General features: G+C 43.6%; 16 protein-coding genes and 1 pseudogene. 3 read left to right on the plus strand and 14 right to left on the minus strand.

The annotated features are described in order from the left end of the window. The 4 genes and pseudogenes from ACTIE0_RS05560 to ACTIE0_RS05575 form a co-directional block, all read right to left on the minus strand. Positions 1-1,036 (minus strand): annotated as a pseudogene (locus ACTIE0_RS05560) (hypothetical protein); the annotation flags it as partial. A gap of 42 nt (positions 1,037-1,078) precedes the next feature. Continuing rightward, on the minus strand, positions 1,079-1,978 hold the full coding sequence (locus tag ACTIE0_RS05565) for a hypothetical protein (protein ID WP_006670430.1): 900 nt from the start codon (positions 1,976-1,978) through the stop codon (positions 1,079-1,081). Between the two features lie 20 nt (positions 1,979-1,998). After that, positions 1,999-2,814 carry a hypothetical protein gene (locus ACTIE0_RS05570; protein ID WP_006624615.1) on the minus strand — a complete coding sequence of 272 codons (816 nt, stop codon included), beginning with the start codon at positions 2,812-2,814 and terminating at the stop codon, positions 1,999-2,001. Positions 2,815-2,825: 11 nt separating this feature from the next. Further along, positions 2,826-3,701 carry a GTPase domain-containing protein gene (locus ACTIE0_RS05575; protein ID WP_081593260.1) on the minus strand — a complete coding sequence of 292 codons (876 nt, stop codon included), beginning with the start codon at positions 3,699-3,701 and terminating at the stop codon, positions 2,826-2,828. Between ACTIE0_RS05575 and ACTIE0_RS05580 the strand changes: the two genes are divergently transcribed. Further along, positions 3,651-3,815, plus strand: coding sequence for a hypothetical protein (locus tag ACTIE0_RS05580; RefSeq protein WP_162198542.1), 165 nt, complete (start codon positions 3,651-3,653; stop codon positions 3,813-3,815). The two genes, ACTIE0_RS05575 and ACTIE0_RS05580, sit on opposite strands and share 51 nt — an antisense overlap. Positions 3,816-4,251: 436 nt before the next feature. Here the strand turns inward: ACTIE0_RS05580 and csx2 are convergent, their stop codons facing one another. The 9 genes from csx2 to ACTIE0_RS05625 all read right to left on the minus strand — a co-directional run bounded on the left by csx2 (position 4,252) and on the right by ACTIE0_RS05625 (position 19,837). Continuing rightward, positions 4,252-5,520: a TIGR02221 family CRISPR-associated protein gene (gene csx2 / locus ACTIE0_RS05585; protein ID WP_006624612.1), complete on the minus strand. Its 1,269-nt coding sequence runs from the start codon at positions 5,518-5,520 to the stop codon at positions 4,252-4,254. Between the two features lie 2 nt (positions 5,521-5,522). Further along, positions 5,523-6,293, minus strand: a complete 771-nt coding sequence (cas6, locus tag ACTIE0_RS05590) for a CRISPR system precrRNA processing endoribonuclease RAMP protein Cas6 (RefSeq protein WP_006670428.1) — start codon at positions 6,291-6,293, stop codon at positions 5,523-5,525. Positions 6,294-6,296: 3 nt separating this feature from the next. Next, positions 6,297-7,568: a type III-A CRISPR-associated RAMP protein Csm5 gene (gene csm5 / locus ACTIE0_RS05595; protein ID WP_006624610.1), complete on the minus strand. Its 1,272-nt coding sequence runs from the start codon at positions 7,566-7,568 to the stop codon at positions 6,297-6,299. Between the two features lie 11 nt (positions 7,569-7,579). After that, positions 7,580-8,620, minus strand: a complete 1,041-nt coding sequence (csm4, locus tag ACTIE0_RS05600; RefSeq protein WP_006624609.1) for a type III-A CRISPR-associated RAMP protein Csm4 — start codon at positions 8,618-8,620, stop codon at positions 7,580-7,582. Between the two features lie 9 nt (positions 8,621-8,629). After that, the gene (gene csm3 / locus ACTIE0_RS05605; protein WP_006624608.1) at positions 8,630-9,574 is read right to left on the minus strand and encodes a type III-A CRISPR-associated RAMP protein Csm3; all 945 of its coding nucleotides are present in this window, start codon (positions 9,572-9,574) and stop codon (positions 8,630-8,632) included. Next, the gene (csm2, locus tag ACTIE0_RS05610) at positions 9,574-10,050 is read right to left on the minus strand and encodes a type III-A CRISPR-associated protein Csm2 (protein ID WP_228116368.1); all 477 of its coding nucleotides are present in this window, start codon (positions 10,048-10,050) and stop codon (positions 9,574-9,576) included. Before csm2 ends, csm3 begins: the two co-directional genes overlap by 1 nt. A 54-nt stretch (positions 10,051-10,104) precedes the next feature. Continuing rightward, the gene (gene cas10, locus ACTIE0_RS05615) at positions 10,105-12,417 is read right to left on the minus strand and encodes a type III-A CRISPR-associated protein Cas10/Csm1 (RefSeq protein ID WP_006670427.1); all 2,313 of its coding nucleotides are present in this window, start codon (positions 12,415-12,417) and stop codon (positions 10,105-10,107) included. Positions 12,418-13,107: 690 nt separating this feature from the next. Continuing rightward, entirely contained in the window at positions 13,108-13,596 is a 489-nt protein-coding gene (locus ACTIE0_RS05620; RefSeq protein WP_035759361.1) for a hypothetical protein, read from the minus strand. Positions 13,597-13,678: 82 nt separating this feature from the next. Next, positions 13,679-19,837, minus strand: coding sequence for a translocation/assembly module TamB domain-containing protein (locus ACTIE0_RS05625; protein ID WP_439516856.1), 6,159 nt, complete (start codon positions 19,835-19,837; stop codon positions 13,679-13,681). A 242-nt stretch (positions 19,838-20,079) separates the two neighbouring features. On the opposite strand from ACTIE0_RS05625, the gene ACTIE0_RS05630 reads away from it, so the two are divergent. Further along, entirely contained in the window at positions 20,080-20,967 is an 888-nt protein-coding gene (locus ACTIE0_RS05630; protein ID WP_006624593.1) for a pentapeptide repeat-containing protein, read from the plus strand. 20 nt (positions 20,968-20,987) lie between these two features. After that, positions 20,988-21,311 (plus strand): divalent-cation tolerance protein CutA, encoded by a 324-nt coding sequence (cutA, locus tag ACTIE0_RS05635; RefSeq protein ID WP_006624592.1) that lies wholly within the window; start codon positions 20,988-20,990, stop codon positions 21,309-21,311. A 50-nt stretch (positions 21,312-21,361) separates the two neighbouring features. On the opposite strand, the gene ACTIE0_RS05640 is transcribed toward cutA, so the two are convergent. Next, positions 21,362-22,156 carry a Uma2 family endonuclease gene (locus ACTIE0_RS05640; RefSeq protein WP_006624591.1) on the minus strand — a complete coding sequence of 265 codons (795 nt, stop codon included), beginning with the start codon at positions 22,154-22,156 and terminating at the stop codon, positions 21,362-21,364. Positions 22,157-22,291 lie beyond the last annotated feature (135 nt).

Here is a 22,291-nt window from a genome sequence, read left to right on the forward strand (position 1 = left end):
ATTGCAAGCCGTGGATATTCTTTTCGTACTCTGTGACAATCGATGCCTGCAATTTCCGGCAAGATTCCCAACAGTCATCCGGCTTGGGGGCGGTTTGTATCCAAATCAAAAAGTCGGGCAAGAATTTCGGTATCAGTAGGGCTTTTAAGGTCAACAGCCTAACCATCGTTTCGGAGTATATTTTGTCTTTGTAGGCTTTGGATGCTCCTGGACCATCTAAGAGTTTGTTCCAAAATTGAGCATCGATTTGGGGATGGGCTAAAGCGATTTCCAAGCTGTTTATGTGTTCGGGTTTGACGCGACCTTTTATGATGGCTTTGATCGCGGTTTTAATCCCCGCTTCCCCAGAGATAAATACGGAATCACGGGGACGACGGGCTAAAACTTCCTTGAAATTGTCTTCCGCTTCGGAACAGGCGGGATAAATTACTTGGAAATACCAGGGATTTTCTAAGGCCGCTACCTTATAAGCCCAAGAATAGTCCTGGCCTTGTCGTTTCGCTATCTCTTTCGCTATCTCGTTTAATATCAAATGCGTACAGCGTTGTTTATGGGGAATAACGATGGGTGGTGATGAGTCTAAATATTCTGCAAATTTATCTAATGAAACAGGCTGTGAATCCTGGTTTAAACGGTATCCGGTTGACGGGGGTTGGTAATAGGGATCGAAGACGGGAGGATCAACTTTATTCGACGACGAAATCATCGTTCGCAAAATTGCTTCGATATAGTCCTTTCCCTCACACCAAAAATAGCGGTATAGCGATACGCCCCGCCCGCGATCGTCCCGTCCCCGGCTGACGACGGCTACCACGGAATATCCCCCGACTTGTCGCCCCACTATCGCCGGATGATCTTGGAGGCCCCCTTCTGACAAGGAAAATTCGCCACTAGAAATGGCATTTAATATCTCCGGGGGAATTTCACGGGTACAATTCATGTACTTTCCGGTAAATCCCCCCGATTCCCACCCTCCATCGGAAGTTGGTTTGACTTCAATTCCGATACTAAATTCGTGAATGTAGATCATCGTCATGGCTGTGAAAAGATTGCAAATGAGGACATCGGGAATATCGCATTAGTCGCGATCGAGTTCCGGGTGGCGTTTTCCGGTACAAAGCCAGTAAATGGGGGCGACTAAACCAAAGGGCCGCCAGACTCTCGGTTTTTTAATCACGGAAGTTGTCCCATCACACGATCGCTTCAACCGTTTCGAGTTGGGTTCGGGGTACTGTTTCCCCAAAATCCCAAAGGCGGAAGTAGTGAAATACTCCACCCCCACGCGGTTTAGTTTGGAATAGCTTTGCAGTTGGGCCGAGAGTTTGGGAAATCTCATGTTTGCCAACTTTTTCGGTTCGTGGCGGTTCACCCACAACTCCGACTGTTCGCACTTAGTCAACACAAAGGCAATCCGTCGATGTTGGTTCTTCAACTCAGCGCGATCGAGTTCCACCAACAGTTTTTCGATCCCCGCGCAATAGTCCTTATCCTTGCGGTGAGCGGTTCCATCGACGAGTACCATTAACCCCGTCGCCAAACAGCAATCGTCGAGGTAATCATCCAGCATCGGATCGCCACTTTTATGCACCAAATCCCGGAAAAACTCCCCGCTGTAATCCTTACAACTGACGTTGATTTGCACCATCTTTCCCGACCCCCGCAACCAGGAAAAGCGATCTTTGAGGGTGATGCTGAGGGTGTAATCCTTCACCGCGTCGATATCGTGGAGGTTGGTGGGTTCCAGTAATAATCCCTGTTCTAGGATGTCTCTGGCTTTGTTTACCAGTTCCTCGCTGTCTTCGCCGACGGGGGAGACGGTTTGCACGGGATTATCGGGGCTGGCGTTGGGCCAGTAAGCCAGGGATGCCAAATAAGTGGTTTTCCCCGAACTGCGATCGCCGATAATTCGCACCACGGAATCTCCGCCCAAGGTTTTGACGGATAATGATGTCGAGTTGGTTTGGTTGTCAAATAGCATGATCGACTCACTCTTAAAGTTCAGATTTGGCCGGTACTTAACCAACACAACGGTTCAACTAAATTGTAAGGTTGCCACCGGTTCGGTTCTCGTAAAATCGAGACTCGTCCGTTAGTTCCCCGAGCATCCGCCCGGTTGGGGCGAGGGTCATACCGTCCCGACACGCCGAAGGTTGACATGGCGTAAAACTGCAAGTTTTTGGGGGGAACGGATTTTTTGAGGGTTTTGAGGGTTTTTTTCAAGTAAATGCCAAATAGGTCGGTTTCCGGGTCCAATCTTCCCGGCCAAATTTCCCCCCGTTCGCATTTACTCATGGCTACGGCTAGGCGATAGTTATTTAGGCGATCGTGTTCGTCCATAATTTTTAAAAATTGCTTGATCAATTGGCTATAAAAACGATCTCGGCTGCTTTCCCACTCGGTAAACAACAGCAAACAACCATCCACGTCAGCCCTAAAACATTCGTCGATAAATTCTTCCATAATCGGGTCTGGGGAAGAGTGGAGAATTTTATCGAACACTTCGCCGGGGTAGTCGCGAACGGTCAGTTGGATATCGATTCGGGGTCTGAGGAATCTCTGTTTGACTTCGATTTTAAAGGAGTAGTCGGGAAGGTCATCCACACTTCTGATGCGATCGCCTAGCACAGTCGGTTCAACCGCTAACCCGTTGCAAATTGTCTGGTCGGCATCTTCCGCCAGCTTGTGAGTCTCGTCGTTCAGGGGTTCGATGCTGTATTCACTGCGGGAACCCCGGTACTCAGAAAAGTAGCTGAGTCCGGCGAGATAGGTGGTTTTTCCAGATGCCCTGGGGCCGATTACGCAAATGTTGCCCATAGCTGACTCCTTTATTGGTTACTACTAAGATAAGTGCCCAGATAAATCCAAGGAAGTTCCACCAGTTCCCGGCTGTAAATGCTAGTGATGAAACATTTCACGGATAAACCGGAGGTATATTGGTTCAGTTCGGCGATGTGGGATTGTAGGGGACTGAAAAACCTTTTGAAAACGTAGTTGTTGCGTTGCATCCAGTTCATCTCCGCATTGACGGGATGGTAGGCTAGTTTTTGGGCTTCTTCTTTCAGGTCGATGCCTCGGATCAGGTCCGCTTTGTTCAGACACAGAACCAGATGTTTGGCTTGGCGACAGTCTTGGCGGAAAAATTTTACCCAGCGCTCAAATCGTTTAATCCATTGTTTGCGGGTGATAAAGTCTTCCTGAATGATGCCATCCCCCTGGCGGATAATTTCCCGGTAGGGGGACAGGACTAGGCACACCCCTTGACTGCTGTGAGCGGTTTTCAAAAATTTTCTCCACTCGTCGGGGTTGTCGTTTTTCCAAGTCGCGCGCCATATTTCCCCCGGTGTATCTATCCATTCGGTATAGATGTTTTTGGGTCGGCTGGGCAGGGTCACTTCGATCTCCAGTTGGCGATCGTGGGTAGCCTGGCTGGCATCGGTAGCCTTGGTTTTTCCCTTGTCACACAGAAGGGCTTTAAGTTGATCGTAAAGGGGATCGGTGACTTTGACGAACTGGCTGCTGGGATGAGCCAGTTCCAGGACTAGGGAAGTTTTGCCAGTATTGCGATCGCCGATATAGATAACGCCCATAGGAAAAGTTCCAATAAAAAGGTCTAAACATGGTGGTCGGGTCAATCGGTTCTGGGTGAGTCTATGGCCAGACTTCCAGTTGGCGATCGCATCCCACCACCACCGCGCCGCCACCTTAACCCAGAGGCGATCGTCCCTCACCCCGGCAAAAGTTCTAAAAAAGGGTGCTACAAAATGTGGGTCAATAGAATCTATAACCCTTACAGTGAGGCACTTTCACTCTATTAAACCTAATGCTTAAAGGCTTAATGGTATCCCCTTATTATCAAACACAAATCTACTTGAATCTACCTTGGGACTGTAAACTTTTCTAAAGGTTATCCTCCGATTGCAGTTAGAGATGGCCATCCGGTGGGCTGATCATCTATCTACCTATCAGGGACAACCACTAAATTTACGCAAATATCTAAAAATTTAATTGAGCAATTGCCTCTAATGTCAGTGTAGAAGCCATTTACAGGGGCGATCGCTCCCCCTTGGGGGGCTTGTCCGATGTGACTAACTGATAGTTAGCCAAGTTTCCGAAATGGCAAGTCTCATGTTGATTGTTCTCAATTAGTGATTTTCACAGGCGATCTGGCTCAACTTTTACTTGTGAAGCATATTTGACTCCCTCTGGGTTGGGAGGAATGAATGACACGCTAACTATTAAAATTGGGCTTTTCTACTCTTCATCAAATACACCCCAGACCTGAGCAATTGTTTTCAGGTCTTCGACAATTTTTTGTAATGTTTGTTTGATCTCTTCAACACTTTTCGGATCTTTACGGAAACCAGAATGAAGAACATCATTGCGTAAATTAGCCAACTTACAAGGGGGATTATTCCATAACTGATTGATCATCTTACGCTTAGATGGTTCAATCTCTTTATATTGACTGCGGTAAATTGACTCACGCTCTCCCACTTTACCACCACAACAAAGGATTTCCATTTCCTCCCGTGCTTGTTTCTCCATTGGATCGAGTTCAAAATGATAACAGAGGAGAGAAGGTAGCCATTCCCGTCCTAGTGATATAGCTTGGACATATAGACCCTTCTTGGCATACCACTCAATCTCAAAAAGCTGTTTCTGTAATGCAGCTTTGCCATTGACTTGATAGTTTTTCGGTTCAGCTAAAGCAAATTGACCATACTCACTCACCACACGATTTAATAATAGTTCAAAAGGTGGAACAACTCGTGCTAAGTCTGGTTTACCTTGTTCAATACTTTCCGGTAAAGCTGCGGCGGCGGTCATGACATCCATGGGACGCAATAACTGCAAACCTTGAGAAATTTCTAAAATGCGATCGCCCAATGCTTGAGTATGACCCTGTGCCTCTTGCAACAATTTCGCCAAGTCTTCACCATTCCCAGTTTTCAGAAACTGATCGGTTGCTGTAAGCCAGTCAAACAAGCGGACTACTGGTAAAAGGTCAAAGGTGGGGGTAATGCCATTCTCCTTAGCTTCAAATGCACCATAAAGCAAACCTTCAATGGTAATATTTCGCACCACTCGAAAATAACTAACTGCCAAAAGCGCAACAATTGGCACAGAGCGAAATGAATGAGTAATATCAAAAATGACGCGATCGCCATCTTCCAAACATTCATTAACTTTATTGAAAATTGTCCAGATATCTTCTGGACTATTCCGCTCAGGAATGTTTTTGACTGGGACAATCTCAAGTTCAGGAAACTTGTGTGCCAATATTTCTTCAAGTTGATGCCAATTTGAGCGGTCTTCTTTCTGGTCTCCCCTACCAGGACATTTTGTTTCAACTGTTGGAGTCAAGAAAATATATATTTTCTGGGGCTGATAAAATTCAGCCAAAGCCTCTTGGTAATATTTGGTTGTTAAAGAGATTGACTGGGTAGGATGTTGATATTTGGTAACTTGGTAAGAGTTGAATCCCAGAAAAGAAATGATTTTCGTGATAGCGGTTCTCATAATTAATTAATCCTTGAATAAGTTTCTGTATGACCCATTCCCAATCTTGTCTTAATTCCAGTTCCTGAAAACTCAGAATATTGAACCAACAAATTCGCGACATTCACCAGTAGGGGGTCGGTTTTGTACAATGCCTTTAAGGTGATTTCACCAACAAATCCATTAACTGAGTCTTTCCCAATTCTACATAGCTGAGTAGAAATTCGATGACGTTTAAGAGCGATCGCATTTGCTAAATAAGTAATCAATTCTCCACTACCCAAATAAATCGGAGCAAAATTATTCCAAGATTGCAGCCAACTCCGAAACATCAGTCCGGGAACTGGAAGGGGGAGCTTTATGGCTTTTTGGGCGAAAGAAGTGGGAGTTGTAAACTTGAGTTGAGACTCAAAAATTGGCTCCGGTTCATTAGCTACTAAGGTAGTGTAAAGTTGTTCGTAACTTGTGATATTATCTTGGCGATCGGTAACTTTAAATTGAACTCCTAAAAATTCTAAACCACCTGATAAATCAAGAGATGCGATCGCTTTAGAACTTTTTTCTTGCAAACCAGAAAAGGTTAGCTGATACAACTCTTCAGGTTGAAATGTAATGAAATCTCCAGCCCCCAAGCACCGTCCCATGATGCTAGAAAAGCTGGTGTCGGGGATCATATTGAGACCAATTCCTAACCCCAATTGATGATGAAGTTGTTTGACCAACTCCAAGCCGTAAGACCTAGGAAGTGTCATCGGTTCACAAACAGTCAATGTCCAAGTTGAACGAATCAGCATTAATTATCCTCGAAACTTTACCCACCCCGGGACATATTTAATATTGCCATTAGGATCGACCACAGTACGACGAGATTTGGGAGCTTCAAATTGGGGAGCTCTTATCCCACAAGTATCTCTAATTTGGGATCTCAAATCATCTGCAAATAGCCATCCTACCGTGGTTCCGGTCATCCCACTAGCCCAACCTATTCGCAAATGATAAGGGCATTGTTCTGGTTCATAAAAATCTCTAATTGCTGCAAAATCAAGATTTTTACCTTGATGCTGTTTGTTTTTGACCATCATCCAGTAATCATGTTCTCCATCCCACTGTTCTTTAGCAAAACTTTGGCAAATATTCAGCAATTCATCAACGGATTTAAAAGGAATTTTCATGCCTCTTTTGTGTTGAAACCAGGATAACATTTCCGTATCTAAGGACAAAGTAAACTGGGTTTTAACATTTCTGACAACTTCTGCATAAATAGAAGCTCTGTATTTAGCATTATCATTATCAAAGTGACTAGAAACCAGAATTTCAGCTACAACGGGAATGTTAAAAGTAACTATTTTGTTATTTTTCATCGTCACTTTCCTTTCCATTAGAGGTTGAGAATCAGTGACTTGAACAGCTCGCATAATATCAGTATTCGGCCCGGTAGCCGCTGCCATTGATTTTCCCTGATAATTTAATGAGAAATCCGCAAATAAACTATCCATGAATAGCTGATCGTCTGCCCACTTTTGTTGTTTTTGCAAGTGGTTATTATCTAACTGCTGCCTCAGTCGTTCCTCGATCGCACTCACTCGGTTAGAATTAGGAACTCCGTACTTCTCAGCATTTTTGAGTAAGTAATAAGCGATCGCTGTTCTAATGGCACCTTTAATTGAGCTGCCGGGAATGTAAAGCTGTCCGAATCCATTACGAATCATGGGCCGTAAATCAGTTACTTTTTCATCAGTCCATTTCCTATCAATTGCTCCTGGTGGAAAAATAGGATTTCCCAAAACATCTTTAGCATCTTGCCAATTTTCACCAAAAGTTGATCTCAGAATACTGAGAATTTCTTGTCGATGCTCTATCGCACTGATATAATCCTGCAATTTGCCTCGATTTGACAATTCTCTAGCCAGAGCTTCTTGCTCTGGAAGATAGACTCTTTGACTGGTTTGAACATATTCAAATGGGTTGAGCCGAGACACCGCAGAGCCAATGTGTAAAAGCGGACTCGATAACTGAATTGTTCTAGTTTCATAAACTTGAGGCTTGGAAATATTGAAAGCTGAAACCATGACTCTTGTTGTTATAGGATAATAGGCAAGCTAAAACCAATTCCACTCCGATACACTTTATGCAATTTTTGAAATTCGTAGGGAGTTACATCCGCTAATTGTCCGTCAGTACGCACCGGAAATACCGAGCCTTCCACAAACATCCGCACTTTTTTGCGTCGCAGTTGTCGCCCAGAAAAGGGAGAGGAAATCCATCCCCCTCGTTCCAGTATTCCATAACTAGCTCTATCATTATGGAGTGTATCCGAAATCGGATTTTCCCAAAGCAAACTGATTAAACTGTAGTCGGTTGATTGAGGACAGTTAAGCAAGTTTTGCCATGTATCAGATAGATCTGACCAAGTGGGTTTAAACTGTCCTGCGCCACTGGAACGCTCACCGCCTAAGCCTTCATCCCCCAATAAATTTAAGGCGGCAAAAAGTCTATTTTCTAGGTCTTTATCTACTTTAACCAAATCTATTAAAAAGTACAATCCACAGGACTTATTAAATTGCACAAAACCAGTATGGTAGAAATTGGTCGCCCGAGTTGTTCGGTCGATCGCCACTTTGGGAGTTTTATGGATTTGATAGGCTTGGCTATAGTCGAAAATTCCCGAATTTTTAAGATTACCAGAACTGTTAGCCTGGTTAGTATAATCAATCAATTCGGTGCGATCGGTTACCGTAAAACCACTACCTTGATACCAGCGTTGCCAAATATCCAGAGGTAAGTAGTGAATTTTTTTGTAAGTCTTGGTAAATTCCAAGTCATTCCCCACCGGATACCCGCGCGGAAATTTGAGCGGTTTTGGTAGGTAGTCAATCCTTTTTTGACCATTCTCAGAGTAAATAAATGTTGAGCTGACCCGAAAAGGAGGCGATGAGTCAAAAGATTTTAGTAAATCTTCAACAGCATCTTTTCCAAATAACCGAGCATAGGCAATAATTAGCGCGCTAAATAATGTATCAGAACGCACTCGTTCGCTCGTTTCTTCAACTCCAATTCCGACTTCACCAAAATGGGTAGAGTGTTGTCCGAAATTGAGGCTAACTAGCTTGTAGTTGCTCATAATTTAGGTTTAACTGCCTGGTAACTGAGATTGAATTTCGCTAAATCTGCTTAAAAATTCAGCCGTATTTTTGAGGGATGGGAAGTTAATAGAAGTACCGCCACCACTGGCAATATTTTCGTATTGTTTGGCATCACGGTAATCAAAATTAAAGTTCTCAAATCTCACTTTTCCGTAACCCCTAGAACCATGTCCTCCCAAGGCATCATCTTCTAAAATTGACAGAGCGATCGCCAAGTTTTTTACATCTTCAATCGCCTGATTTTCATCCTCAACAGTATAGACCATTTCAAAAGTAAATTTTGCTCCGGCTGGCACTCGCTCTAATTGTCTGGGGTTAGCCGCTGCTGTCACCCGATCTAATCCATTCTCAAACTTCCACTCGGTCATATACAACCCAGTGTCAATGTTACGAAGTTGCTCGGCTGATTCAGGAGTTAAATGGCAATCCCGAACAATCAAGCGAGCCGGACAATTTCTGCCTTTAATCTTCGTATGAGATACACCATTAATGGTTTTATTTCCCTGACCACCTAATTCCTGTGACTGAGCAATATTAGTAGGAATCCAACACTTAGAACCACCAGTGGAGCCAAAGAGACGGCTAACTTGACAGGTTTTTGCACCTTCATATTCAACATACTGATCCGCTTGAATCTCTGTATAGCCACTCTCTATATCATCACTTTCATAACGGTATGTTCCGCTTCCTCCCCCTCGATTTAAAGGTTTATTAAGCCATCTTTCTAAAATTGATCGAAGTTTACCTTTAATCGAAGAACCAGGCAAATATGGATATTGACTCACCGGATCGCGAATTACAGGTTTATCCAGTCCTCCAATTTCCAATGTTTCTCCGCCACCACCGATATGCAGTCCGGTTTCAACAATCAAAGTTCCGGTAATTTTTAACTTTCCAACTAGGGGGGTTTGAGGTCTTTCAATAACTGTCATTATTTTCCTCCTTCGGCTTTATGATAAGCAATAATGGACTCGATCAATTGAACTAAGCGTTCAAAATCTTCTAAAGAATGTACATGATCGATAGCAGCAGACATAACATCACTCAAAGGTTTGGCTGCCTCTTGTCTGGCTGCTGCATAAGCTAATTTTGGTTTGAGAAGTACAATTTCCGGTTCAATTTCGGCAAAAAGCTGATTCTGATTTTCTTCAGTTTGAGCCAGTTTGGCTTTCAAACGATTAATAGCATCCAAAAACTTGCGGATCTGATTGGTCTCTAACCTCCGGTTTTTGAGATAAGGCCCGAACATCTCAGCGTGTTTAACCAGATCTCGAATTGGGTAATCTTTGAGAGTCCCATTTTTCTTGTCCTGGTTCAGCTTGTGAATAGCTTTAATCATCTCTCTGTCCGGAGTTGGGGACGATGCTGATTGAGGTGTTGAATTGCGTCTCGGTTGATTGGAAGTCATAAGAATTTCCGGTTTTTATATGAGCAGGGTCTGACTGAGAATGCGGGCGGGGTTTTATTCACTGTTAATTGAAGAACGGTTAAGCATCTCTAGCCAGGTGGCGATCGCTCGAAAGTAGGGAGCATTATAGGGGTTTTTCAGAGAAGTACGAATTGGTTCAAAATTAGGATGATTACGAACATGATCTGGTAGCCTGGCTAAAGTATAAGCAATTTTGGGCAGGTGCAGGAAGTAACGGACATCCCACTGATACTCCTGGGGTTTGCTGGCAGCTTCTTTTATCATTTTATCCTGAAGTTCTGCTGTTGCCAATAGATTCCTTATAAAACTTCGAGAATAGTTTATTTCTAGGGATGGATGCAATTGTTTAACAAATGGCAACACTCCCCAAAGACTCGGTGATATTTCGTTAGCAAGATAAGTTTGCAATTCCTTCGGTTTGAGGAAATTATGCGGACTCCGTGGCATATTTGGCAAATTTGTTAATTCAGTTCCCAACCACTCATCCCATTTAAATACACTCCCAAATAATCCCAAGCTGTCCCGACCATTTGCTTTAGCTTGATCTTCTGCTTGTCCAGATTCCTCTGCTGCTTGGTAGAGAGGAAATTTAGCAACTGACAAGCTAATACCGCCAGAAAGGCTGATGTCTGGGTGATGCCCAGTATAAGCGCGAAAACATTGATAAACATCAAAAGCAAATTCCACAACTTCATGCCATGCGCCACTCACAAATAAATCATCTCCTCCCGCATAAATAAATACTAAATTTTGGCGTTCTCCAGTTAGTCTCTGAAACACTGTATTATGTAAATTTTCCTGACGAAATTGAGCCAGACTATTCAAATAAACTTTAAAAAAATAACTCATTTGGCGCGATAATCCAGCTAACCGAGGTAAGGTTTGATCATTTCCTAAACCTTTGGCAAAAATCTGCCCTAATTTGTCTACATCCATTCGCAAATAACCAACTCTGGGAATACAACCGTCTTTTTTAGCCAGATCTGCCATTTCATTGGCTGTCATTGTTCCATATTCTTCCTGACTATTTTGAGCATAGTTGCCGAGTAATAAAGAAACTGAGTTGCCATTTTGATAGTCGGCAACTTTCCAATTATTTACCAAAAAAACAGTTTCCGATTCTTCTAAATTTTTAACTTGCTGCTTTCCCCGAAATAAGTGATAATATATACTCTGTCCTGGTAACTTAATCTGCAAGCTATCTAAGGCTTTGGCAATACTATCGCGAACCGGCGATCGCACGATCGCATCTACCCTAAAAAGTTCACTTCCTAGGCGAAACATCTGCCGACAAGTCGGACAAGCTAAAACTGAATCGGCTTCTTGATGGTTAAGCGGTTTTAAGTTTTCCTCATCATCTCGATGGCAAACCCGACAAGGTTCATAGGTTTCCTGAATCGCTAAGAAATTATCCAAATGATGATCGAATTTGCGAGCTTTTTGGAGAGCTAAGTTTTGAGTAATGGTTGCCCATTGTTGGGCAAATTTAGCCGTTCCAATTTCCTCGATATCAAAATTTTGAGTTCCCAGACTTAAAAATACTTTGCCTTGAAATTCATCAATCAGCCATTCATTGAAAGCATCTCGTATGGGTTCAACTAAATTTTCATTATTATTCTGTTCTGGAGCTAATAAATATAAATTGCCGCCGCCAACATAAATAATATTAGTCCGAGGTATATTTAATTTATTTAGCAGTTGTTGGGCTACTTCTTCCGTCACTAATTCCAGATAAAAACTTCTAGCTCTTAGTGATTTCAAGGCTCCGTCAGATGAAATGGTATAGATAAAGTCTTGAATTCCAGACAAATCACCCGCTATTAAGCTAATCTTTGATGCTTGATAATCATTTGATAAAATCGCGGCGATCGCCGCAGTTGATTTGACCAAATCATAAAAAGCTACATTTTCAAATCCTAATGATAAACAGGAGCCAAACTTTTCTAAAAGCAAGGTTAATAGTGACAAGTTTTCCCAATCTTCTAGCCTTAAATTAGCGATAGTTTCTCTAATTTTTTGTTGCAAAAAATTAATTTGTTCGGCTTGAACTGGTTCATTTGTAGGATAAGGAATTGTAGGGTTGCTATCCTCAATGGCGATAGCGGGTACATAATGCTGATGAGATTGTGGCTGTGATAGATTCACCGCATCAAACAAAAGGTGTAAGGGTTGAATCTGGCTAGTCTCTGTCCAAGATAACAATTGTTTTGCTCTAGCGATCGCCGGATTCTCTTCTGGGACATTAAAATTGGGGGGCCATTTGGCTTGTGCCCAATTTGCTAAATGCCAAACTGCCTCTCTAATTACCTGTAGAGCTATTATATTTGGGGCTGTAGAATTAACCATATCTCAATCGTGAAACTTAGTAAAACTTAACTGTATATTGCTGAAAATACAAAGCATGAAAGGAAGCGCGATCGCATCTCCTTTGACTACTAAAATCTAAAATCGCCCCTCCTGCGGCGAAAGTTCTAAAAAAGGGTGCTACAAAATGTGGGTCAATAGAATCTATAACCCTTACAGTGAGGCACTTTTACGATTTTGAACTTAATGCTTAAACGCCTAATGTTATCTCCTTATTATTAAACACAAATTTACTTTTTGACTGTAAACTTTTCTAAACGTTATCCTCCCATTTCAGTGATCCTCAGTTAGAGATGGCCATCCGGTGGGCTGATCATCTATCTACCTATCAGCGACAACCACTAAATTTACGCAAATTTAGAAAAATTGAATTGAGCAATTGCCTCTAATGTCAGTGTAGAAGCCATTTACAGGGGCGATCGCCACCACTTGGGGGGGCCCGTTCGATTGGAGATGTTCAGAAATACCCAACCCTTTCAGTATAACCATCGCTGGAAGTACCCCCTTCCATAATTATCATGCTGCGTCAGTTTCCCCACCAGAATTTAAATATGCTCAGGGGGAGGCTATAGCGAATTATAGAGATTTACCGGATTAATACTACTGTAAACCTATAAAAATCGATTTTATGTGGATTATCAACGATTATTTAAATAATTAAATTAATGCTGATTATAGTTGATGTCTGGCAATGTTAGCAACTTCAGCAATTACCACATTAATCGGAACCAATCGCCCCACCGTGGTATAATAGCTATTACCCACATTGGTGGTAGTTGACCTTTCGCGGAAACGGTTAATATTCTCAAGAAACCAGTGGCGGGTGGCTGGCATAGGCAATTGGTAAAGCAGACGGGGAGTCACGAAGTAGTAAAACACCCAATCTGCCTCTGTGTAGAGAAAACAGCCGGGTGTATTGCGTTCCTTATTACTGTGAGTTTCCAAAAAGAAATTACCAGTTTTGTGGTAGCGATCGCCCTTAATTTCCACTTGATAGGATCCGGTTTGAGTTATCCAAATCAAATCAACATCAACCCTTTGATATTGCGGGTTATCTTCCACATTTTCAATAGCCACAGTTTCCGGCAGACCAGATAACCAGCCTTCGATATCTCTGGTGGCTTGTTTAGCCACTTGCAGGGATTGATTCATGTTATACATAGTTGACTCCTCCTGAAAAACTGTCGTGTTGCTGTTGATGAATTATTGCCATTAGCCAAATTCAGCCCTGTTCAAACCCCGACTAAAATCGTGTTTCATACTCAAACCTCACCTCACTTTCATTGCCAAAATTCGTAGCCCCCCGCAAAAGCAAGCGGTCATTAACCCGATAGTTGAGATTCAATTGAGTAGGCTGGTTCGCCGCCAGAACCCGACTCACCGAAACCGACACATCATTAGCAACATCCAAACCCACCTCTAGCCCCAAACCCAAAGCCGTCGAACCCGAACGTTCCTGGGACTGAGACACCCGCGCCGGATAAATGCGAAATTCAGTCAACCCAGTAGCATCAAGAACACTCTGTTGAATCTCATTAAACAGTCCCGCACTAGCAATATTTGCCAACACTAAAGTCGTATCCCCCGTTACTCCCTCGATCGCACTACCTCCTAACAAAGCTAACAGTTGAATTTCCGATCGCGGTGGTGAACTGCGTAACTCCAGAATATCGTTAATCTCAGAAGCCAGACCCTGAGCCAAAGCAGTTACCCTAATAGTGCGTACCGTACCAAATTGAGCAGCCCTAGGTACTTCCATAAGTTCCGTTTCAAAAGCAGAAGTTGAAGCCACAGCCGGAGTCGTTTCCGATACCCTAGTCACCAGTCGCACATCTAAAATCGGGTTAAGTCCATGCTCAGGAACAAAAGTAGCGCGTTGAGGATAACCCCGGTCTAACTGAAATCGACTCGTGTACAAATTCACCGCGCCTCCCGTCAATTCAATAGTTCCCTGGGGGCGAAGACTCTCCAAACTATCTAAATCTCCATTAACTATAATTGTGCCATTGGCGTTAAAATTCAGCACAGGGGCATCAAAAATAGGCGTAATAGAAGCCGATCGCACTTGAATATGCTCTCCCAAAGTCAACATAAAATTATTCAAGCTCACCTCTACCGGTCCAGTATTTAGCAGTTCTGGACTATCTCCGTTATCCGTAGCCGGGGGTTGGTCTGCTTCCGGTAAAGTTACAGCCCCATCAAACAACACCACCTGACCACCAATTCCCGGTTGCAAAGCCGTCCCACCAATCACAATTTCTCCCGCCGCTTTTCCCTGATACAATAGGGCTAAATTTAACTTTAAATTTTCCAGAACCATTTTCAGGGGCGAGTCAATATCTGGATCTTCCGGTCTCATTGGTTCAAAAATTGGCAATACCCCATCGATAACAACCTTTCCCGTCCCAGCGTCTCCCAATAATTCCCCTTCCATACCCTTAACCCGCAGGCGATTTCTCAGGAAAGTTGCTGTTCCCGATAAACCCGTAATCGAACTGTTATTACTAGCCAGCCTCAACACCACATCTTCCAGCTTCAACACCCCATCAGGTTCTATGAGAATATTCTTAATTGAGCCATCATCAGCCTGTTCTAGGACTCCTCGCGCCCGCATTTGTACAAGACCCTGTCCCTCAACCCAACTCACTTCTGGATTGAGTAAATTAATAATCTTGAATCCCTCATTCAGCATTTGCACCTCAGCGCTGACCAGATTACTTTCTGGTCTCACCTTAGCAAAGGGTAATCTAAAGGGTACTGATGCACGATATTCTATAGGATCTTGTTCCGTCACTAACACCGTTCCACCTAGGTTAAACCGGGCGTTATTATAGTTAAAACTACCCCGCGCCTCTTTCAGGGGTTCATCATTAAATAAGCCTTCAAGTACCGTAAATTCCCCGGAGGCTTGGGGATTATCTAAACTCCCCGCTAACAAAGCGCGTAGGTTTAATTGTCCACTCAAAGCAATATTGGGGATGTCATAAAATTCTTCTATGGTTTCTAAGCGGAAATTCTTAACCCGCAACTGACCCGAAGGTATTTGCTCATCTAAATCTAGTTGTCCCTGAAACCCCACCAATGTCTCACCGTAACGCACTCTCAACGGTAACACCCGGACTATATTATCCTCGAAACTTGCCTCTAATCCTAACTCATCAATTCGGTACTCGCCCCATGTCCAGTCAGCACCATTTATGTCCGCAGTGGCGGTTAAATTGGCTGGGGAACCGCTTATTTTGATTTCGGCATCAAATTTGGCATTGACTTGCTCTAGGGGCGGAAATGGCGAAGCATTCTCCTTCTGTTTGATTTCCCATTGTTCCAATAGGGCGTTAATTTCTGCCCAACGTTGTAGCTGTTGGTGGAGGGTCGCTGTCTCAGATAATCCTACGGCCACGGTTTCTAGGTCGGCTGCGGTGCCGCGTTGGGGTTGCTGGAGACCGTTGGCGATATCACTTAACTGGAACCATTCTAAGGCGGTAAATATATCTTGTAGTCTACCTTGGGGAACCCTGATATCAGCTTGAAATTGGGGTTCTTCCGGGGAGTCGGGAACCTGGGCTATAATAGCGCCTAGGTTGGCTTGTCCTGCTATGAAAACTTGGGTTTCTCCTAGGCGAAGTTCCCCGTCATTAAAGCTAAATTGACCACGGCTAAGGTTGAGTTGAGTAATGGTGAAGCTATCGGCTTCTATATGACCTAAACTGGGTTTTTGGACGCTAATTTCACCAGTTGCGCCTATTTGATTGATGTCTAAACTGGCGAGATTAGTAATGTTTAATATTACGGCTAAGTTCCCTCCTAAATTACCATAACCTTCGGCTACTATGGGGTATATTCCTAATTGGTCTATGGGGAAATCTTCTAGGGTTATTTGTAGCTGGTTTAGGCTGGGGGTGGTTCCTTTGGCGATCGCATTTCCTCGCTGTACTAAAAATGCAGTCGGTAAAAAGCGATCGTCTAATACTAACTCGATTTTGTCCTGTTGACCTGATAAGGCTAAGGTGACACCGCCGCCACCTAGTCCTGCTGTTAAAGTTCCGGTCATTACTGGGTCAAATATGAGAGACCGCATGGCAAAATTTTCTAACCTGACATCACCCTGTAAATTTAATGCGGAAATAGCACCTTTTAACTGACCAGCAAAACTCACATTACCCGCCAAAGGTGGCACTTCTCCCCGTAGTATTTCTGAGGGAAGGTTGGCTAAGAGGGGTTCTACTAAAGGCGAGTTTAAATCAAAGTTAGATACCCGTAAATTTAGATCGACATTGGCTAAACTGGGAACCCCACTTCCACTAAATTCTAGCGCTAATAAACCGTTAGCACCAAATTGGGGAGTTTCGGCTTGGTCAATGTTTACTTGTCCGTTTTTCAGTCTCGCTATGGCTTCCAAGGGTTGACGAATTATTGGTAATTCTGTTAGTCTTAGTTGGCTGGTGGCTTCCAGGGTGGCGGGGTTGAATTCGGTGACTGAACCTCTAGCATTTAATTCGGTATCTAACAACCCTCGCAATAAGGGCATATTTTGGGCTTGGTTAAGTAATCCCGTCGGTCTGAGGGCGGTTTCGATTCCGGTGAGATTTTCGACTAATGGTGAAAAGCGATTTAAGGCAATGCGATCGCCTATTATATTAGCATTCCAGTCACCAGCTTGAGTCCTACCTGTGGCTTTAATTATGCCATCTCTCCCTAAGTTTAACTGTCCGTCTAAACTAATGGTTAGCGCTTCTGGAGTCATGCTGGCTAGGTTTCCACTAAACCGGGTTTCCCCTTGTAGTTGTGGGTTGTCTAGGTCTAAGTTCCGAATTTCTGCTACTACATTTGCGGGTAAATTCGCTAAAGGTAGCCCTAAGTTGATTAGGGGATTTAAAGGCAGATTATTACTGATGATAGTTCCCTCAAAGTCTCCCGCCTCAATTTCGCCTCTGGCGGTGATTTCTCCCCCTAATTGGGGAAGGTTAACTAATCCATTCACACTACCTTTAATCTGATTAAGATTATTCAGATTTCCTCCGGCTATCATGACTCCATTTAAGCGACTGTTTCTTAACTCTGGCGATCGCCTCAATTTTTCCCTAGTTTCCGGTGGTAAATTACCCAAATTGCTGGCTACATTTAACCAGGGATTAACATGGATACTATTCGCCTCCAACTCCAAGTTAAATACCCCATTCGCTAGGCGAGTTTCTCGGAAAGATATCACCCCTCCCATATTGCCTAAATTGATGTCGCCGATAGCATTAGCCGTGATGTTATTGGGGTCAAAATTATTTAAGTCCGCCGACACAACTCCTCTACTTTGCACGGTTCCATTGCTGAAATCTAGAGTTTGCAGTTGGATAAGAGTTTCTGGCGGTAAATTTATTAGGGGTAGTCCGATACCTATTATTTGCTGTAAATTTAGGCGATTTGCCAGAAAATCTGCCCCCAATTTTCCACCTATTAATTTGAAATCACTGTTGATTTCTCCATTAGCGATCGTTAGGTTAAAATTGCCATTGGCGATGATGTCGTTTAGGTTCAGTTTATCTAGTTGACCTGTGATGGTCGTGTCTAGGTTTAATTTATCTTGTCTCAGGTCAATTTGTCCGATAATTAACTGCACCTCTGGGGGTAAATTGGCGAGGGGTAATCCTAATTTGACTAGGGGATCTAAGCCTAATTCATTGGCGTTCAGGGTGGCTATCCAATTATTATTATCCGCCAGTTGCACATTCGCATTTACTATACCCTCGGCTATCGCTATATTCGCGGTTAACTGATTTTTGGTGATTTGACTAGAACCCAAAATCGGCAAGGTTCCATTTGGGAGATTAAAGTTAATATCCCCTTGGAGGTTATCTAGGGAACCTGAAACTTTAGCCGTCGCGAACATATCCCCTAATCTAGTATTATTCGGAAGTTCATATAGACTGGCGATCGCATCTAAATATAGACTGTCAATATCTAGGGTAAATTCTACCGTTGGCTGTAAAACAAATTCCTCTGGTGATTCTGTCGTCAATGTGGCGGCGCGAAGTAACTCCGTCAGTCCCGTTAATTGCATACTACCAGCGCCGCTAATTTCTCCCCCGCTTATGGGTTTAATCCTTAAATTGTTAATGCTGATACTTGGGTCGGCTACTAAATTAAACTGCTGATCTAGTTCTGGTGTGATGGCTATTTCCGTGGAAATTTCGCTAAAAATTACCCGATCTATTTGGGTTGCTTCTGTGGTGGCGATCGCTATTTCTAGCTGAGGCTGTTGTAGGTTTCCCGTCAAGTTAATATCAGCCGTAACTTCCCCCGCGACCTGAACTGGTAAAACCAGAGTTTCCCCTAATTCTCGATCCGCCGTTTCTAATAACGTCGCCAAAGTAACAGGGAGCAAATTTGCCTGTAAATCGAATTCCGTTTGTAACAAGTCAAATTCTGCATTAGTTCTGATTGTCCCTCCGCTCGTTACTCCTAAATCACCCCAAGCTATTTCTAGGGTCTCCACAGTCGCCTCTGTCTCCTCAAACCCCAAATTAGCATTGGTGATCGTCACCGGTTCCGAAAGGGTTGCTAAAATGGCTTGTACTTCCCTAAGTTGCAGATTTCCCCAAATACCAGTCGGCTGAAAATTCGCCAATTTTACCCTTAATTGGGCATCCGCTTCTCCCTCGCCTAAAATTATACCGGGGGTATTGACTAATAATCCTAATTGTGGTAAATTAAGACTATTAGCTGTGATAGTGGTATCGAAATCTCCAGCAGATAAAATACCATCCGCTCTAACCTGTATGTTCCCGCCTCGGTGAAACTCACCTGTGAGGTGGGTTCTGATGCGATCGTTCTGGTCACTGATATCTAAAATCAGGCGATCGACATTGAGGGCGATCGGGTCTTCTCTCACCTCAGCCGTCAGCAGAGTTTGAGGCATGAGTTTAACATTAGCATTCTCAATGGTAATAGAGCCAATTTCCACATCCACAGGACTTTCATCCCCCGGCGCTATCTCAGTCCTAATCCAATTTCCGAGTTCGTCTTGTTCAAGATAAACTTGGGGATTGATCACCCGTAAATTTAAGCCGACAGTTGGCGTTAATAGTGATATAATGGAAATGCTGGCTTCGATCGCTTCAAGTGAGGCGGTATTGGGATCAGTATCTGTGGGAGGAATCACAGACCGTCCAAAACGAACACTAATAATCCCAAAGCGTTCAACAGGTCCGACTTCTACAGGTCTATCGAGAGTCCCCTCTAAGGCTGTAGCGATGGTAGAGGCTAAACGGTAATGTATAAACCAGCTTACACCACCAGCGATCGTCACAGAAGTAAGACCTAAGCCAACACTTCCCCAAATAAGCCAACGCCGCCAACGTTTGACCGACCTTGGGTTGTCTTCTGGGTCTGGTAATGGGGTATGGATCATGTTTCTCAATCTGCGTGATTTAACGGAAGTCCTTATCCAGAAAGGGTAGCTTATCACAGCCTAACTGGAGTGTATAAATTTTCCGGGGTTAGACCCTCGTTAACCCCACTCTCGGCCATAATTTCTCGTCCTACCCCCATAATTGCAACATTTCGACAGATTAAAACAACACAAAAATATAAAAACTTTGTGAAATTTCCGTGCTTAGATAAATAATCAGAGGTAGCCGGAGTTACTTTTTCATGAACGTCAGCCATCTTTTAAGACTTTACGAACAAGGCGAAACCGACTTTACAGGAGTCGATCTCAGTGGCGTAGACTTGACAGGGGTCATTCTCATAGGTGTTAACCTATCGAGAAGTAACCTGACGGGTGCTAACCTGACTCGCTCATTTTTAAGTCGTGTTAAGTTCAATGGTGCAAATTTACACCGTGCCAACCTGAGTTTTGCTAAAATGAACGAAGCCAAGCTGGTGGAGGCTGAGTTAACCAAAGCCAATCTCAACGGTACTTTTTTAGTCAAAGCTAAATTACCTGGTGTCCAACTCAGTGGCGCAAGTTTGGCGGGTGCTAATTTGCGTGGCGCTAGTCTCCCCAATTCTAACTTATGTGGTGCTAACCTGCAATTTGCTAATCTGCGGGGGGCTAATTTGACTGGCAGTGATTTGAGATATACTAATCTCAATGGTGTGCGACTCAGTGGCGCTAAGTTATTTGGAACCAGGCTCACTGATGTTAACTTGCAAAATGCTTATATGAATGGTGTTAATTTGAGTCGCCTAGATTTGAATGGTGTTAACTTGAGTAACGCTAGGCTTTGTGGTTCTAATTTGACCGGAACTAACTTGATTAGGGCTAATCTCAGTTCTGCTAAACTCCTAGGTTCCCAGTTAGAAAATGCCGATTTAAGAGGCGCTAATTTAGAAAATGCTTGCTTGAGTTATGCTGATCTGAATGGTTCTAAATTGTCGGGGGCTAATTTCCGAAATGCTGATTTGCGCGAGGCTAAATTACTGGGAGTCGAGGTAAAAGAGGCTAATTTCTGTGAGGCAATTTTACCGTTGTCTTTTCGCTTATATCTGGATTTAGAAAATTTCTGCTGTTTAACACTTTCTCAATCTCAAGTTTAGATGTTTGTGGTATAATTGATATGGTGGCTCAATATGGTATAGTATTAGTAACGGCAAGTTCCCGGACGGAAGCAGAGGCGATCGCCCATACTTTAGTCGAGGGAAAACTAGCCGCCTGTGTGGGTTTAATGCCCATCCATTCAGTTTACACCTGGAAAGGTGAGATCTGCTCATCCGATGAGTGGCAATTAATTATTAAAACTGACCTGAATCAGTTTGACGCTTTGGCTGCTAAGGTCGCCGAGGTTCATTCCTATGAAGTGCCGGAAATTATTGCCTTACCAATTGTCGCAGGTTCCCCCTCTTATTTACAATGGATTTCACAACAACTAGACCCCACATGACAGGGGCGAAATATTTACGCCCCTACCTAGTGGTTGAAAATTACTTTAAACTAATTGTCTAAAGGCTCAATACCAGCCTGGCGCAGTTGTTCCATGAAACGTTCAGCCCGTTGTCGTTCAGCATCAGCCCGTTGTCGTTCAGCTTCCACCCGTTGGCTTTCAACTTCAGCCCGTTGGCTTTCAGCTTCCACCCGTTGGCGTTCTTGGGCGACCAATTCAATACCCCAAAGCAGCAACTCTCCGGCTTCATTCCACCAGCGCAACCAGTAACCGTTACGGTTTTCGCGGGTTCCTTCCCAAACCCCTAAAAACAGTTCCATGGGAGCGATCGCATATCGTCCATCATCTAGTGGTTCTTGTATTTGATAGAATCCCTGTTCATCAAGGCGATAAAGTTCTAACTTACCAGTTTTGGGGTCAAAAATAGCATAGTAAGGGACCTCTAACACCCGTTCATAAAAGAACCATTTTCCTGGGGGATAGGTAGGCTTAATCGAATATTCCCCTCCGTCAGTATCAGAGAGAAATTCCATAACTATAATCGGACGCGCACCCTGCAACTCAGGAGTATAGCTGCGTTCAACCTGCGATCGCTCAACCCGAATTTCTGGAATAAACGCCCAGTCTGGGGCTTTCACCACAATTTTACCGTTGAGGGTGGCACAGATCCCATAATTGGTGGGCGTGATACTCAATGGGCTCAGTTTACCAGCCACAGCTAGACTATCAGTCAGGGCTACAGCTAAAGCCGGTTGATTAATATTGTCCACAGGATCGTCCGGTAGAATAAAATCATCGGGAAGTTTTTCCCAAGTAATCTCCAAGTCAACAATCCGGAGAGCCATAATACATTAGGGATGATTAACAATTATTGTTATTATAGCGATCGCCCCCACGAAAAATTCGCCGCCAAATGTTAGACATCAAGAGTTAACCATTGGGTCAAAAACTCCGAATATCTAACCGCTGGCAGCGACTGT

This window comes from Limnospira sp. (genome assembly GCF_051859755.1).
GTDB classification, from domain to species: domain Bacteria; phylum Cyanobacteriota; class Cyanobacteriia; order Cyanobacteriales; family Microcoleaceae; genus Limnospira; species Limnospira fusiformis.